Origin of the sequence: Micromonospora sp. DT48, from assembly GCF_049844495.1 — a bacterium.
Taxonomy (GTDB): Bacteria; Actinomycetota; Actinomycetes; order Mycobacteriales; family Micromonosporaceae; genus Micromonospora.
On the sequence record NZ_JBNCLE010000004.1, the window covers coordinates 419,268 to 434,322 of the forward strand.

Genomic DNA, 15,055 nt, shown 5'->3' on the forward strand with positions numbered 1-15,055 from the left:
CGTGGACGTTACCCCGGGTGCCGGCAGCGATCGACGTGCGGCGTCGATCACCCTCGACGGCATCGGCAAACGCTACCCGGACGGCACCGAGGCGGTCCGAGAGCTCAGCCTGCACGTCGACGAGGGCGAACTGGTCGTGTTGATCGGCCCGTCGGGCTGCGGCAAGTCGACCCTGTTGCGAATGATCAATCGGCTGATCGAACCGACCACCGGCCGGATCCTGCTCGGTGACTCCGACGTCACCCGGGCCGACCCGGTGAAGCTACGCCGACAGATCGGCTACGTCATCCAGAACGTCGGGCTCTTCCCGCACCAGACCGTCGCCACCAACATCGCCACCGTGCCCCGGCTGCTCGGCTGGACCACCGCCGCGACGCAGCGTCGGGTGGCGGAGCTGCTGGAACTGGTCGGTCTCGATCCGGCGCAGTTCGGCCGGCGCTACCCCCACGAACTCTCCGGCGGCCAGCGGCAGCGGGTCGGGGTGGCCCGGGCGCTCGCCGCCGACCCGGTGGTGCTGCTGATGGACGAGCCCTTCTCCGCCGTCGACCCGATCGTGCGTACCCGGCTTCAGGAGGAGTTCCTGCGGTTGCAGGCGGAGGTACGCAAGACCATCGTCCTGGTCACCCACGATCTGGACGAGGCCGTTCGGCTCGGTGACCGGATCGCGGTGCTCTCCGAGGGCGGCCGGTTGGAGCAGTACGACACCCCGGCGGCGTTGCTCGGGGCTCCCGCCACCGATTTCGTCCGCGAGTTCGTCGGGGTCGACCGGGGCATCCGGCGGCTGGCGGTCACCCCGGTGACTCGGGAGGTGCTCGACCCACTGCCGGTCGACGGTGTGGCGAACCTGCCGACGGTGCCGTTGGGCGGCTCGGCGTACGACGCTCTGGCCGTGCTGCTCACCTCCCCGGGTGGGCAGGCCGTGGTCACCGAGGACGGGCAGCCGGTCGGGACGCTCAGCCGGGAACGCATCCTGACCCTGGCGGAACCGACCGGCTGAGTCGACGCGGCACGGATGTTGGGCCGGGTCCATCCCACCGACGGACCCGGCCGTGCCGTCAACGCCGTCCCCGGTACCCACCCAGGGTGGCGATGCCGATGATCCAGCCGACGAAGAGTCCGTACTCCGCGCCGTCCCCGGCCGCCTGGAAGGCGCCCAGCAACGACGGGTTGCTCCGGATCAGCGTGGTGAGCAGGGCGGCGAACGCCCCGGCGAAGATGAACGCCGCCCAGCCGGCGAAGAACTGGCTGATGGTGCCCCGGGCACGGGCGAGCTGGGAGCCCGGCAGCAGGTAGAGGAACACGAAGGTGAGAACGACCACGAGGATCGCCTTCAGATCGTCGGCGAAGATCTCCTGAATCGAGTCGGAGGAGTCGAATCGCCAGGCCGGCCAGGCGAGCAGTCTGAGGAACCAGCCGCCGGCGCTGTCCGGATCTGTGTTGTTCCTGGCCCAGTCGACGTACCAGGGGCTACCGAAGACGAGGACCAGGACGAGCGCGGCGAGCGTGCCGGCGCCCGGTGCGGACTTGTACCGATTGGTGAGAGCCATGGCCTCGCTAGTTCCCAGCGCATCGACGCAGGCAAACGCGAGGCGTTATTTATGGTGGTACGCGCGTTTGACGCCGTACTAATCCTTCATCAGGTAGTCGATGAACGCGGCGCGCAACAGGGGGGCGGACTCCTCGTAGCCGTGCCCGGTCAACTCACGCCAGAGCGCCACCGCCTCGTCGATCGTCGGCCCCACCGAGTTCGGCGCACCGTCGAGCGCGGCAGCCTCGTCGGCGTTCGGCAGATGCCGCAGCACCGACCAGAAGAACTTCACGTCGCGGCGCTCCCGGGCGAGGGCGAACGCACGCTCCCGCAGCTCCTCGGTGGAGAGGGCGTCCAACTCCTCGAACGACCGGCCGCCGGAGCTCGATGATGTGTCGGTCATGTGCCGAGCCTAACCGTCGAGATCACTCCCGGCGCGGCGACGACGTACGGCGTGTGTCGGCCGGTCACCGGTCGTCGACGTCCCAGGTTCGGGGGCTGCTCTCCCAGCGCCGGTCCCCCCACGGATCCGTGCTGCCGACCGCGGGTTGGGCGGGCAGCACGGGCGGCCAGTCACCGACCGGCTGCGGCTGCGCCACACTCCATCCACCGCCGCTGACCGGTTCGGCCAGCGGCGGAGCCGGCACACCGACCACCTCCGCCGGACGCCCGTACGTCTCGACCATGCGGGTGACGACGAGGCCGACGGCCAACGCGGCCCCACCGATCGCCCAGAGGCTCACCGTCCAGCCGCGTGCCTGCGCGTACCCGAGGAACAGGCCGAGCGCACCGGCCACCAGCAGCGTGCCGAAGACGCCGCCGCGCAGCCCGAACGCACTGGTGCCGGCGAGCAGCGTCGCGCCCACCGCCAGCACCGTCCAGTCCAGTCCCGTCGCCGGGGTCACCCTCTGGTCGGCCGAGGCGATCAGCACCCCGGCGAGCGTCGCCAGCACGGTGGAGCAGACGTAGCCACCGGTGACGACGACGGCAGCCGCCGCACCCCGTCGACGGGCCGGGTCGGCGGTCGGGCGGAACCGGCCGACCAGCCGTCGGATCGGGTTCACCGCTCCGAAGAGCCCGCCGAACACCGCGATCGCGGCGAAACCGACGAAGAGTTGGCCGGCGGTCCCGCGCGGGTCGTAGTCCCCCTGCACCAGCACGGGCGCGGAACGCTGCTCGATGTAGACGATGACACCGGCCGCGCCACCGAGGCTCGCCGCCCAGCCAGGCACGTGCAGCAGTACGACCACCAGCCCGAGCAGCAACCCACCGATCGCGGCCACCGCCGTGGCCGTGCCGACGGTGGCGAGCACCCCACGGTCACTCTGCTCGGCGAAGTGCAGCCCGGCCGCGACGGCGACCGGGCCGATCGCGAGGTTGACCGCAGCGGTACGCAGCGTCAGCCCGGCGGCCAGCGCCAGCAGGCCGAGGCCGACCACGTCGACGATGAGGTTCCGCAGCCCGCTGCCGCGCAGCATCGCCGGGTCCTCTCGCCACACCAGGTAGACCAGTGCCCCGAAGCCGAGCAGCAGCAGCGTCTCCCACACGATGTAGACACCGAAACGGTCCCGACCCGGCTCGGTCTCGGGTTCGTCGAGAACCGCCTCCGCCCCGGTCACGGGACTGGCCGAGGCGGACTCCGACAGTCCACCACGGCCCGGTTCGTCGTACCCCATGATCTATGCCTCCCAGCGGCCGCCCGGACTCCACCGACGCACGGGCGGACCGGCGGCGGGGCGTTGCCTTTCGGTCGCAGGCACCGTACCCGCGCGCCAGAGCCGGGCGTAACCCCCACCTGCGCAGCCACCGACGACAGCGCAGGTCGGGGCGGCTCACCGCCCCGCGCCTAGCGGCGGCCCGGGTGGCTGTCCCAGTCGTCCGGCTCGTGGTCGTCGTCAGGCTGGTCGGGAACCCGGCACGACCTCTCCAACCAGAGCGCGGCGGCCACCAGGGCGGTCGAGGCCAGCAGACCGGCGATGGCGGCCGGGCGGTCATCGGCGGCGGCGCGGGTCGACTGCACGAACAGCCAACCCGTCATGCCCGCGTAGCCGCCGGCGAAGATGGCACCGACCAGCGAGGACGCCTTCGCCAGCACGACGAACCGGGCCACCATCAGCGGGTTGACCGGGTCCCGGCCCGGCCGGCGCTCGATCCGACCCCGGGTGTTGATCGCGGCGTACGCCTCCAGCACGGCGAGCCCGGCCAGCGTCACCACCGGCAGCCAGGGCAGCGGTGGCAGCTGGTCGTAGTAAAGACCGCTGATCAGCAGCCAGGCCACCGCGGCGGCGGCGAGGGCGGTCACCACCAGGGTCGAGATACGGGTCGGCCCCATCCGCGACCCGTCGGGTGGCGGGGAAACGCTCATGCCGACACTCCGCCCCGCTCCGCACCGTCATGAGGCGCCAACGCGCTGAGCCTGATGGTCCGCTCGCTGCGCTCGCTCATGCCGTCGACTCTAACGTCAGATCGGGTCGTGGGCTCAGTTCCGGGACCTCTGCGGCGGCCGGACCGGTGGTGAGCAGGTCGGTCAGCCAACCGTGCCCGGGCAGTCGCCCGTAGGGCTGGATGTCGATCCACGGCCGGAGCACGAAGGCCCGCAGGTGCGCCCGGGGATGCGGCAGGGTCAGCTCGGGGTCGTCGCAGAGCACCGGCTGGTCGTCGTCGGTCCACACCGCGACGACATCCACGTCGAGGGTACGCGGGCCGAAGCGGCGCGCCGGATCACGGACCCGACCGGCGGCCTCCTCCGCCGCCCGACACCGCGCCAACCAGTCGTACGGGCCAGCGGTCGGGTCGGCGGCCAACAGCACGGCGTTGAGGTACGTCGGCTGATCGGGGTCACCCCACGGCGGGGTCTCGTAGACCCCGGAGACCACCAGCACGCTGTCACCGAGGACGGCCAGCGCGGTGCGCAGGTGGCCGAGTCGGTCACCGAGGTTGCTGCCGAGGGAGAGCACGGCGCGGGTCATCGGGTACGCGTCCGGCGCATCGTCACGGCCACGTCGGTGAAGGCGTGCGGCACCGGCGCCTCGGGCTTGTGCACGGTGACCGTCACGGCGGTGACCCGTGGATCCGCCAGGCAGACCTCGATCAGGCGGTCGGCGAGGGTCTCGATCAGGTTGACCGGCTCGCCGGTGATCACCTCGACCAGCCGTTCGGCCAACTCGCCGTAGTGCACGGTGTCCCGCACGTCGTCGGACCGGGCCGCAGGGCCCAGATCGAGTTCGAGCACCGCGTCGACGACGAAGTCCTGACCGTTGGCGCGTTCGAAGTCGTAGACCCCGTGCCGGCCGTGTGCCCGCAGGCCGGTCAACTCGATCCGGTCGGTCATCGTCGGACCCGCCTGTCTCCCGTGTTCCGCCGTGTCGCAGCTACCCCGCCGGCGTCAGCGGTCGGCGCGCCGACGGGGGTGGTCGCGCCGGTCAGTCGGGGACGGCCGGTGGCCTGCCAGACGGCGAGGGCGTCGACGGTGGCGCGTACGTCGTGCACGCGTACCCCCCAGGCACCGGCGGCGACCGCGAGCAGGCTGGTGGCGACGGTGGCCATCTCCCGACCGTCGGTGGGCCGAGGCACGCCGTCGGGGCCGGCGAGCAGCTGGCCCAGGTACGACTTGCGGCTGGCACCGAACAGCAGCGGGTAGCCGAGTTCGATCAGCTCCGGCAACCGGGCGCTGAGCTGCCAGTTGTGTGCGGCGTTCTTGGCGAAGCCGAGGCCCGGATCGATGATGATGCGATCCGGGGCCACCCCGGCGGCGAGCGCGGCCTCCACCCGCTGGCCGAGTTCGGCACGGACGTCGGCGACCACGTCGCCGTAGCTGGCCAGCTCGCTCATCCGGCGGGAGTGGCCCCGCCAGTGCATCAGCACCCAGGGACAACCGGCGTCGCTGACCACCCGGGCCATGTCGGGGTCGGCGAGCCCTCCCGATACGTCGTTGACCACCGCCGCTCCGGCGTCCAGCGCCGCCACGGCCACCCGGGCACGGGTGGTGTCGATGCTGACCGTGACGCCCGCCGAGGCCAGTTCCCGGATGACCGGCACCACCCGGGCGATCTCGGTCTCGCTGTCCACCCGGTCGGCACCGGGTCGGGTCGACTCTCCACCGACATCAACCAACCCGGCTCCGTCGGCACGCAGCCGGACGCCGTGTGCGACAGCGGCCTCGACGTCGGCGTAACGTCCGCCGTCGGAGAAAGAGTCCGGCGTGACGTTCAGGACGCCCATCACCACGGGGGCCGAAGCCCGTACCAGATCGGTCACGGTTAGGACGGTACCGGTCCCACCGCCCGTCGCAGACCGCCCGGTCCACGGCGCTGACATGGCAATTGGAACAGGTGTACGATCGGTCGTCCGGGTCGCTTCGGGCAGCATCTTCGCGGCTTGTCGCAAAGGGGGGCGGCCCGTACGCTGTGGAATTGCCCAGCATCGAGTTGGCGACGCTTGGAGGGAGGGCCAAAGCGGGACAACCCGCCCAAAAATCGCCACCGTACGTGGCGGTTATCGTACGCAGGGTCTCGGGCGCTGCGCACAGTGAGCACCGATCCCGCAAGGCTTGCCTACTGCACCACCGCGGCGCCGCCGGCCGCGACTTGGGGAGGTTTCAGTGATCGCCATCGAGCTGATGGAAACGGCGTCGAGCAACGCCGCCCACCTGCTCTCCACTCTGGCGTCGTCGGTTCCGCTCGCCGCCGAAGAGCCGAAGGGGATCAACACCGAAGGCGTTGTCACCTTCTTCGCCAGCAAGATCGCTCCGATCCTGCTGGCCGTGCTGGGTGTCATCTTCATCGGCCGCGCCAGCCGAGGCGAGATCTCCAAGGTGCTGACCAGTTCGGCCATCGCGATCGTCGGGTTGGCCTTCATCGCCGGAGCCGCCACCCTCTTCTTCATCGGTGACTTCCTGATCAACCTGATCTTCGAATAGGCGCAGGCACGAGATGCGGCTACGCACCGACGACGACATCTACCGGGCTCGCCTGGTCTATCTCGGGCCGCCCGGCTACACCCTTCCGGTCCACCTGCCGTACGCCCAGTACGGGCTGTTCATGCTGCTCGTTCCCCTCTACATGTTCATCCACTGGCTGTTCACGTTGCAGGTCGAACTCTTCCCCGCATGGGAGATCGCCCTCGCCATCGTGACCACCTCGTTCGTCTTCCGGTACGTCGATCCGGACCGTCCGGCGCGCATGGTGATCCGCACCGCGCTGACCGACTGGCGACGCACCCGGGAGCCGGCCGCCGAGCAGCGCGATCCGCGCCTGGTCGGTAGCAGGATCAGGATCCGGGAGGAACTGGCATGACCGGCTGCACGCCGTACGGGCCGAACGAGGACACGGGCAGGGCGGTCGCATGAGCCGCTCCACCACGCCGGGATCCCCGGCCGGACGTCCGGCCGCACCACACGGTAACCGTGCGCGTTCATTCGACTACCCAGAATCCGGCGAGCTGGACGAAGCCACCTTGGACCCGGCGCTCGCCACCACCCCGGGTCACGGCAGCGTCGGAGTTTTCCAGGCGCCCCGCCCGCCGCAACGCCGGGCGGTTCCGGTCGAACCCACCGCGGCCAGTCGGGACGGTGCGGACATCGACTCTCCGTTCCTCGACCTGTTCGGCGGCGCGTACTCCCGGCCCGGATCCGCCCAGCGGGGCACCGGGCTTTCCGCGCGGGCCCTGCCGCAACAGCCGGCCCCCACGCCACCGTCCGCACCGACGCCGCAGCGCGCCACGCCGCCACCGGCACCGCCGCGACCGGCCAACGCCACCCCGACCGCGCCACCGGTCCGCGTGGTCGACGACGCGGTGGCGGCCACCGACCGGCCGCCGGCTCCCACCCGGGTGACACCACCCGCCGGTGACCGGTTGCCGAACGCCCGCCCACCCGCCGACGACCGCCCGGCCGGCAACGACCCGCCGGTCCGGGAGAGCCGCCGGGTCCGGGAGAACGACCCGACCCACGCCGAGGCCGATACCCGGGCCCCACGGCGGGTCGCGCCGCCGGCCACCCGCACCGCCCCCCGGCAGCGCACCGTGGAGCGCTCCGACCGACCGATCAAGCCGGTCCGCGTCCGGCCCCCGAAGATCAAGTTCGGCGACCGGGACCCCGCCGTCGAACTCGCCATCACCGAGATCGCCGGTCACCTGACCTTCACTCCCAACACGGTCACCGCCTGGTACTGGCTGCCCGAGGTGCGGTGGGCCTTCCGCCCCGACGCGGAACGCGAGGCGTTGCTCTCGGCCATCTCCGAGCAGTACGCGGGCCTGGCCGGCTTCCGGCTGCACCTGCGCCGGACCACCCGGCCCTTCCCAGCCGACGAGTGGGCCCGCACCATCGACGCGAACACCGCCGCGCCCCTGCCCGACGTCCCGGGCACACCCGGCTGGGCCGACCACCTGGTCGCGGCCCAACGACACCTGCTCTCGGTCAATCACGCCGAGGGGCAGACCTACCTCGGAGTCACCTTCGCCCGACGATCGCTCGGCGACTCGCTCACCGAGCGGCTGCTGCGCACCTTCGGCCGCGGCGTCGCCGACGCCGAACGGCGCAAACTCGGCCGTACCGTCGAACAGTTCGACGAGGTGCTCGGCGCGTTCGGCATGCGCGGGCGCCGGGTCACCGCACACGAGCTGGAATGGTTGCTCTACCGCTCGGTGGCGCTCTGCATGGCGCCGCCCGGCACGCTTTCCCCCATCACCGACGGGCGCTGGGAACGCGGCGACCTGCTCGCCCTCACCGAACAGGTCGAGCGATACCGCACGCCGTACGGCTCCACGGTCAAGCTGGTCCACCGGATGACCGGCGAGGAGCGGCACGTCGCGGTGCTCGCCGTGGGCCGGATGGAGCCACTCGAAATCCCCGAGCGGCACGAGCCCTGGCTGCACTTCCACGAGCGGCTGCCCTGGCCGATGGAGCTCTCCACCCGGGTCGACATCCTCGGTTCCGGCGACTCCTTCCGCAACCTGGAACACCGGCTCCGGATGATCCGCTCACAACAGCTGGACTACGCCGAACACGGAATCGACGCCCCGCCCGAGTTGGAGCGACTCGCCAAGCGGGCCCTGGTGATCGGCGACGAGATGACCACCGGGCTGCCGGTCGACTCGGCCCGCGCCCACGGGTGGCACCGGATCGCGGTCGGCGGTCGCACCCGGGAAGAGTGCCTGGAGCGGGCCCGCCGCCTCATCCAGCTCTACTCCCGCGAACTGCGCATCTCCCTGCAACATCCGAAGAACCAGGACTGGCTGGCCCGCGAGTTCATCCCCGGCGAGCCGATCGCCAACACCGGCTACGTACGCAGGATGCCGGTCAACCTGCTCGCGGCGGCCCTGCCGCAGGCCGCCTCCACAGTAGGTGACCGACGCGGTGACCTGATCGGTCGTACCGCCGGCACCTGCCGTCGCCCGGTCTTCCTCGACCTGCACTTCCCCATGGAGGTGCGTGAGCGTTCCGGCCTGGCCGTCTTCGTCGCCGAGCCCGGTGGCGGCAAGTCCACCCTGCTCGGTGCGCTGGGCTACCTGGCCGCCCGTCGTGGCGTGCAGGTGACCCTGCTCGACCCCTCCGGCCCGTTGGCCCGGCTCTGTGCGATGCCGGAACTTCGGCCGTACTCGCGGGTGCTGAACCTGACCGGCTCCGAACACGGCACCCTCGCGCCGTACTCGCTGATCCCGACACCGCTGCGCAGCGAGTTCGTCGCCGGGGCCGCAGGCGACCGAGAGTTCGAGATCGCGGTTTCCAACGCCCGCGCCGAACGACGGATGCTGGTGCAGGACATCTGCATGATGCTGGTGCCGCCGCAGGTCGCGCGGGAAGCCTCCACCGCCACGCTGTTCCGGCACGCCGTGCGTCAGGTGCCCGCCGAGGAGACCTCCACCCTGGACGACGTGGTCACCTGCCTCGGCCAACTCGACGACGACGCCGGACGGGAACTGGCCAACCTGCTGCTGGACACCGCCGAGATGCCGCTGGCGATGCTCTTCTTCGGTCGCCCACCGGACGGACTGCTCGGCCCGGACGCGGCGCTCACCGTGATCACCATGGCCGGTCTGCGACTGCCCGACCTCAAGATCGAACGCGAGTACTGGTCGGCCGAGGAGGCGCTCGCGCTGCCGATGCTGCACACCGCACACCGGCTGGCCGTCCGCCGCTGCTACGGCGGCTCGATGGCCTCGCGGAAACTGGTCGGCCTGGACGAGGCGCACTTCATGGAGGGCTGGCGCTCCGGCCGATCCTTCCTGGTCCGGCTTGCCCGCGACTCCCGCAAGTGGAACCTCGCCGCGCTGGTCGCCTCGCAGAACCCCCGGGACATCCTCGGCCTCGACGTCCAGAACCTCGTCTCCACCGTGTTCGTCGGCCGCATCGCCGAAGACGCCGAGATCGCCAGCGAGGCGCTGCGCCTGCTGCGCGTACCGGTCGACGACGGGTACGAGGCCACCCTCGCCTCCCTCTCCTCCGCCGACGCGACCTCGGCCAACCGGCTCGGGTTCCGAGAATTCGTGATGCGCGACGTCGACGGCCGGGTCCAGAAGGTCCGGGTCGACGTCTCCTACGTGGATGGACTGCTGGACCACCTCGACACCACCCCCGCCGCCATCGCCGCCGCCGCAGGGGTGCTGCCGAACATGCTGCCTGACCTGGAGGCGTGACATGGCGAGGGCCCGGGCACGGATCACGGCGCTCCTCCTGGCACTCGGCGTCCTCGCCGCAGCCACGATCAGCTGGCCCGGGCTCACAGCCACACCGGCGTACGCGGCTCCTGCCGCGTACCAGGCCGCGGCTGCCGAACTCTGCACGACCGAGGAGTGGAAGGCCGACTTCCGCGCCTGTGTCGCCAAGCTACAGCAGGTAGCGGAGTCAGAGGCCACCTGCCTGAACCCGCCGACACCCACCGCTCCCGACTCCGGCATCGCTGGCTGGTTCGCATCTCGCCCGGAGGCCTCGGAACTGAGGGGCCCGAAGGGCTACTACACGAACTACGGCTACGCCGGTTACAGCTACAGCACTTACAAGGTTGAATCCGGCTGCGCCACCACCCTGCTGCACCCGGACTACAAGTTCACCAACACCATCGCCAACGGCGAGTTCATGATGGCCACGGCGATCGTCGGCGCCTCGAACGCCCTGCGGGAACGCGCCTGGGATCCGGGCACCATGTGGGGGTGGGCGGATCCGCTGGTGGACCAGGCCACCAAGGCGATCTACCAGAAGGTGTTCAGCGTCTTCGGCATCGTCACGCTCTGCGTCGTCGGGCTCTACCTGCTCTGGCGTTCACGGCAGTCGGACATGAGCAGCGCGATGACCACTGCGGGGTGGGCGTTGGTGGTGATGGTGGCGGTGACCGCGCTGGCCGCCTGGCCGGTCAAGTCCGCGAACCTCGCCGACGGCGCCCTCGTCTCCACGCTCGGCGTCGTGCACGACGCCGTGGGCCCGGCGGCCAAGGACGTGCCACCGGACCGGTGCGCGATGCCCAATCCGGACGCCTGCACGGACAAGCGCCCGCCCGCAGTCCGGGCCAGTGACACGGCCGCCGAGGCGATGCTCTACCGGAACTGGCTGCGCGGGGTGCTCGGCTCGGCCGACAGCGAAACGGCCAAGAAGTATGGCCCCGCGCTTTATGACGCAAAGTCGCTTTCCTGGGGAGAGGCCGAGAAGATTCGGACCAGCCCCGAAACCCGCGAGGCCACTATCAGCGCGAAGAAGCAACAGTGGATGACGGTTGCCGCGCAGGTCGAGCGGGAGGACCCGGAGGCCTTCGAGTATCTGCAGGGCGTCCGGGACATGGACCGGGTGGGTGCCGGGTTCATCGCGGTGCTCGCCGCCCTGCTCTTCGCGATGTTCGACCTCACCGCGTCACTGCTGGTGCTGCTCGGTTTCCTGATCTTCCGGTGGGCGGTGATCGCGGCACCGATCCTGGGCACCATCGGGCTGCTCCGCCCGGCCAGCGCCGGTTTGCGCCGGCTGGGCAACGCGGTGGTGGCGGCGCTGTTCAACATCGCGATCTTCGGTACCGGCGCGGCCATCTACCTCTTCGCGGTCGACCTCATCATGAGCACGGCCACCCTCCCCGGCTGGCTACAGGTGGTGCTGGTCTGGCTCTGCGGGGTGGTCGGCTGGCTGTTGCTGCGTCCCTACCGCCGGATCACCCAACTCGGCGGCAAGGACAGCAGCGAGGCGGTCAGCTCGGCAGGCTCCTGGCACCGCCGGTTCTTCCGGGACATGCGCACCGCCGCCCGGCTCGACGTCGCCGAGCCCGGTGGCACCGCCGAGCCCAGCGTCGGACGGCGTCGAGCGCTCGCGGCGGAGCAGCCGAAGGTGCGTCCGGAGGCACGTCCGGACCCGGTACCCAGCGACGCCCCCGCCGCCGCGAAGCGAGCGGACGGCCGCGCGGCCGACGGCATCGACACTCCGGCCGAGGATCAGCGCCCCAAGCAGACTGCCGCGCCCAGACCTCGCCGCCGACAGCCGGCCTCCTGGACCGAGCCCGATGTGCCGGACGAGAACCCCTCGTACGTCATCTACCGCCCCGGGTCGGCTGAACGCACCCCCGAGAGACCGGCACCGCGGGTCCGCTCCGAGGCTAGGTGACCGTCGTGCGTCGAGCGGTCGAATTCCTGTTCCTGCGGTTGCTGCGGTCCCGGCTGGGTGTCGCACTCGGCATCGCCGTGCTGGTGCTCGGGGTGGTCGGGGGGGCCAGGTTGGCGGCCGGCCCCGCCGATCCGGCGGCGGGGCTGAGCAATCGCCCGACCGACCCGATCACCACGGTGCATCCGACCACCGGTGACGACGGCGCGATCTCCACCACCACGACGCCCTCTCCGGTCACCCGGCCGGGCCAGCCGGCCCCGAAACTGGTCGCCGAACGCTTCGCCGTCGCCTGGCTCGGCCACCCGGGCCAAGCCGTCGCGGACTGGCACGACGCGCTGCGTCCGCTCGCTACCGCCAATCTCGCCGAGAAGCTCTCCGGTGCCGAACCGGTCGGCTCGTCCGCTGGTGCGGTCACCGGCGAGGTGACGATCCGTCCACGCGGAGAGACCATCGTGGAGGCGACGATCCCGCTCGACGGCGGTCGACTCCGCCTCGAACTGCTGGCACCCGACGGGCGCTGGCTGGTGGACGCGGTGGACTGGAGTAGGGATGAGTGAGCGCAGCCGTCCCCTTCGGCGGGTCCGGACCGGTGCCCTCGCAGCGGCGCTCTCCGCGATGCTGGCGCTGCTCTGCTGCACCGGCGGCACCGCCGCGTTCTTCCTCACCGAACTGGGTGGCGATGCCGCCGAGCAGTTCACCCCGGCCAGCATGGAGTGCACCGGCGATTTCCAGGTCGACGTGACCGGCAAGATGCCGCGCTTCGCTGAGTACGGACAACGCCAGCTGAGGAACGCCGCCGTGATCATCAAGGTCGGCCAGGAGATGAAGGTGCCGCCGCGGGGTTGGGTGATCGCGGTGGCCACCGCGATGCAGGAATCGCGGCTGCTCAACCTGGCCAACAGTACGGTCGGCGAGTCGCAGGACCTTCCGAACGAGGGTATCGGGGCCGATCACGACTCCGTCGGGCTCTTCCAGCAACGTGCCTCGTGGGGCACGGTCGCCCAGCGGATGAACCCCGAGTACGCCTCCCGCAAGTTCTACGAGAAGCTCCTCGACGTGCCCGGCTGGGAGAAACTACCGCTGACCGTGGCCGCCCAGCGGGTCCAGATCAGCGCCTTTCCGGACGCGTACGCCAAGCACGAGGAACTCGCCGCCCAGATCGTGAACGCGCTGGCCGGGGGTGCGGCGCGGACCGCGCTGATCGCGGGACAAGCGGTGTGCGACGCCGCCGAGGGTGGCGAGATCGCCGCCTCCGGTTGGACCGCGCCGATTCCTGGCGGGGTCGGCTCCGGATTCCGGACCGCCAGTCGGCCCGGACACAACGGTGTGGACATCGCCGCCCCGAAGGGCACCTTGATCAGGGCTGCGGCGACCGGCCGGGTGCTGGTCTCCCGCTGCGATCCCGACCGGCGCGGGCGGCTCAGCTGTGACGTGGACGGTTGGCCCGGCAAGGGGGGCTGCGGCTGGTTCGTCGACGTGCTCCATGCCCAGGGGATCGTCACCCGCTACTGTCACCTGGTGAGTCGTCCCCGGGTAGCCGTGGGTGACACGGTGCAGGCTGGTGAGGTGATCGGCGAAGTGGGCAGCAGCGGCAACTCCTCCGGGCCACACCTGCATTTCGAGGTGCACGTCGACGGTGACCGCAGTAGCCGGAGTGCCATCGATCCGGTGCCGTTCATGCGGTCGAGGGGCGCGCCGTTGAAGGGCGCCGGGTGAACCCCGGACCGTCATGACCGAACCGCTTCCCGACCCCTTCGCCGACCAGCCCGACTGGGCTCCACAGCCGCCTCGCCCGATCGAGATCGTTCCCGCCGCAGGAAGCGTCGAGCTACGCGGTCGACGGGTCCTGGTCGGGCTGCCCGGGATGGGCTGGCGGGCCGACCTGCGGGCTGACGACCGGGTGGTGCAGAACAGCCGCACCTACGTTCCGGTCATTCCAGAACACGAGTGGTACCGCGCCGAGTCAGAGCAGGTCGAGGTGTTCGCCCCACTGGTGCCGGTCGAACGGGTCTGGGTCGAAACGGTCGGCCGGCCGGACCCGGCGACGACGGACAGCAGCCTGCGGCTCGTCTCGCTGGATGCCCCCGCCCATCGGGCACCGACGCCGGTCTTCGAGGCCGACTCGGTTACCGGGCGGCGAGTTGTGCACATGGTCGGTTCCGTCGAGCACCGCGATCTGCGCGCCGTCACCGAAACCTACTCAGGTGCCGAGGGCGACATCTGCGTTCGGGTCACCCCGGAGGTGGAGTGGTACCGCTGGGCCTGGCGCGGCCAGTCGCCGACCACTCTGGAGGTCCCGGTACACGTGCTCTGGGTGGAGTGAGTACTAATTAAACGGCAGTGGCGGAGCAGATTCGCCAGTCTGCATCCAGTTGGGTGGTAAAGATCCACGACTGCCTATCACTCTGTCGAATGCCATCCACCTGTGCCGAGAACGTCAGGTCGACGCGCACCTCAGCGTTGTCGTCGATCTGATTCACCTGGAACTTCTCCCAGCTAACCCATATGGTCGTGCCGAACCGCTTCTCTCGGGCGGCTAAGTCGCCCCTAAGCCGCCGAAGCGTCTCGAAATCGGCTACGCCGTCGCATCTAAAGAGGCTCGCACGAACGTCGTTTCGATCAACCAGGTAGGCACGCAGATAGTTGTCCACAACTACGGCAGGAGTGCTGCGGTCGGGGGTGGTGGCGCGGTCGTAGACGAGGTAGCCGACCACCCCGCCAGCCAGGCACAGTGCCGCGGCCACCGCGGCGATCACGGTCAGTACCGTACGCAGGCGTTGCCGGGGCCGGCGTGGAGCCGGCGCGACCGCAGGCGGCGCCAGTTCCTCCGGCGGGGTCCTCTGCGCCGGTACGCGGGAGACCTGGGAACCGGCGGAGGGCGGCACTGATTCCACCCCCTGAGGCTATCGGCTGGCGGCCCAGGACCCAATGCCTCAGATTCGGCAGATCGTGAC

At 70.7% G+C, this 15,055-nt stretch carries 16 protein-coding genes; 8 read left to right on the forward strand and 8 right to left on the reverse strand.

Translation table 11 applies throughout. The features are described from left to right. The first annotated feature begins 1 nt into the window (after window position 1). Window positions 2-997 carry an ABC transporter ATP-binding protein gene (locus ACLQ2S_RS02690; RefSeq protein WP_425701030.1) on the forward strand — a complete coding sequence of 332 codons (996 nt, stop codon included), beginning with the start codon at window positions 2-4 and terminating at the stop codon, window positions 995-997. A gap of 58 nt (window positions 998-1,055) precedes the next feature. Here ACLQ2S_RS02690 and ACLQ2S_RS02695 read toward each other — a convergent pair whose 3' ends face one another. From ACLQ2S_RS02695 to folP, 7 genes are all read right to left on the reverse strand, one after another. Continuing rightward, window positions 1,056-1,547 carry a hypothetical protein gene (locus tag ACLQ2S_RS02695; protein WP_155214380.1) on the reverse strand — a complete coding sequence of 164 codons (492 nt, stop codon included), beginning with the start codon at window positions 1,545-1,547 and terminating at the stop codon, window positions 1,056-1,058. A 78-nt stretch (window positions 1,548-1,625) separates the two neighbouring features. After that, on the reverse strand, window positions 1,626-1,931 hold the full coding sequence (locus ACLQ2S_RS02700) for a hypothetical protein (protein WP_155214379.1): 306 nt from the start codon (window positions 1,929-1,931) through the stop codon (window positions 1,626-1,628). 64 nt (window positions 1,932-1,995) lie between these two features. Continuing rightward, window positions 1,996-3,204 carry an ABC transporter permease gene (locus ACLQ2S_RS02705; protein ID WP_425701031.1) on the reverse strand — a complete coding sequence of 403 codons (1,209 nt, stop codon included), beginning with the start codon at window positions 3,202-3,204 and terminating at the stop codon, window positions 1,996-1,998. 170 nt (window positions 3,205-3,374) lie between these two features. Further along, complete coding sequence (locus tag ACLQ2S_RS02710; RefSeq protein ID WP_230462230.1) at window positions 3,375-3,860, reverse strand: DUF3180 domain-containing protein; 486 nt, start codon at window positions 3,858-3,860, stop codon at window positions 3,375-3,377. A gap of 109 nt (window positions 3,861-3,969) precedes the next feature. Then, window positions 3,970-4,497 carry a 2-amino-4-hydroxy-6-hydroxymethyldihydropteridine diphosphokinase gene (gene folK, locus ACLQ2S_RS02715; protein WP_155214376.1) on the reverse strand — a complete coding sequence of 176 codons (528 nt, stop codon included), beginning with the start codon at window positions 4,495-4,497 and terminating at the stop codon, window positions 3,970-3,972. Then, window positions 4,494-4,859 carry a dihydroneopterin aldolase gene (gene folB / locus ACLQ2S_RS02720; RefSeq protein WP_155214375.1) on the reverse strand — a complete coding sequence of 122 codons (366 nt, stop codon included), beginning with the start codon at window positions 4,857-4,859 and terminating at the stop codon, window positions 4,494-4,496. Before folB ends, folK begins: the two co-directional genes overlap by 4 nt. Then, complete coding sequence (gene folP / locus ACLQ2S_RS02725; protein ID WP_309222396.1) at window positions 4,856-5,785, reverse strand: dihydropteroate synthase; 930 nt, start codon at window positions 5,783-5,785, stop codon at window positions 4,856-4,858. Before folP ends, folB begins: the two co-directional genes overlap by 4 nt. Window positions 5,786-6,128: 343 nt before the next feature. Between folP and ACLQ2S_RS02730 the strand changes: the two genes are divergently transcribed. Genes ACLQ2S_RS02730 through ACLQ2S_RS02760 form a run of 7 tightly spaced genes read left to right on the forward strand, consistent with a single transcriptional unit; the run spans window position 6,129 to window position 14,424 of the window. Further along, complete coding sequence (locus tag ACLQ2S_RS02730; protein ID WP_309222395.1) at window positions 6,129-6,446, forward strand: hypothetical protein; 318 nt, start codon at window positions 6,129-6,131, stop codon at window positions 6,444-6,446. Window positions 6,447-6,459: 13 nt separating this feature from the next. After that, window positions 6,460-6,822, forward strand: coding sequence for a hypothetical protein (locus tag ACLQ2S_RS02735; RefSeq protein ID WP_093409867.1), 363 nt, complete (start codon window positions 6,460-6,462; stop codon window positions 6,820-6,822). Window positions 6,823-6,871: 49 nt separating this feature from the next. Then, window positions 6,872-10,162 (forward strand): ATP-binding protein, encoded by a 3,291-nt coding sequence (locus ACLQ2S_RS02740; RefSeq protein WP_155214374.1) that lies wholly within the window; start codon window positions 6,872-6,874, stop codon window positions 10,160-10,162. Between the two features lies 1 nt (window position 10,163). Further along, window positions 10,164-12,101, forward strand: coding sequence for an MFS transporter (locus ACLQ2S_RS02745; RefSeq protein ID WP_425701032.1), 1,938 nt, complete (start codon window positions 10,164-10,166; stop codon window positions 12,099-12,101). After that, on the forward strand, window positions 12,098-12,658 hold the full coding sequence (locus tag ACLQ2S_RS02750; RefSeq protein ID WP_425701033.1) for a hypothetical protein: 561 nt from the start codon (window positions 12,098-12,100) through the stop codon (window positions 12,656-12,658). Before ACLQ2S_RS02745 ends, ACLQ2S_RS02750 begins: the two co-directional genes overlap by 4 nt. Next, on the forward strand, window positions 12,651-13,817 hold the full coding sequence (locus tag ACLQ2S_RS02755; RefSeq protein ID WP_425701034.1) for a M23 family metallopeptidase: 1,167 nt from the start codon (window positions 12,651-12,653) through the stop codon (window positions 13,815-13,817). Before ACLQ2S_RS02750 ends, ACLQ2S_RS02755 begins: the two co-directional genes overlap by 8 nt. A gap of 13 nt (window positions 13,818-13,830) precedes the next feature. Continuing rightward, window positions 13,831-14,424, forward strand: a complete 594-nt coding sequence (locus tag ACLQ2S_RS02760) for a hypothetical protein (protein ID WP_155214371.1) — start codon at window positions 13,831-13,833, stop codon at window positions 14,422-14,424. Window positions 14,425-14,431: 7 nt separating this feature from the next. Here ACLQ2S_RS02760 and ACLQ2S_RS02765 read toward each other — a convergent pair whose 3' ends face one another. Beyond that, the gene (locus ACLQ2S_RS02765) at window positions 14,432-14,986 is read right to left on the reverse strand and encodes a hypothetical protein (protein WP_425701054.1); all 555 of its coding nucleotides are present in this window, start codon (window positions 14,984-14,986) and stop codon (window positions 14,432-14,434) included. Between the last annotated feature and the right edge of the window lie 69 nt (window positions 14,987-15,055).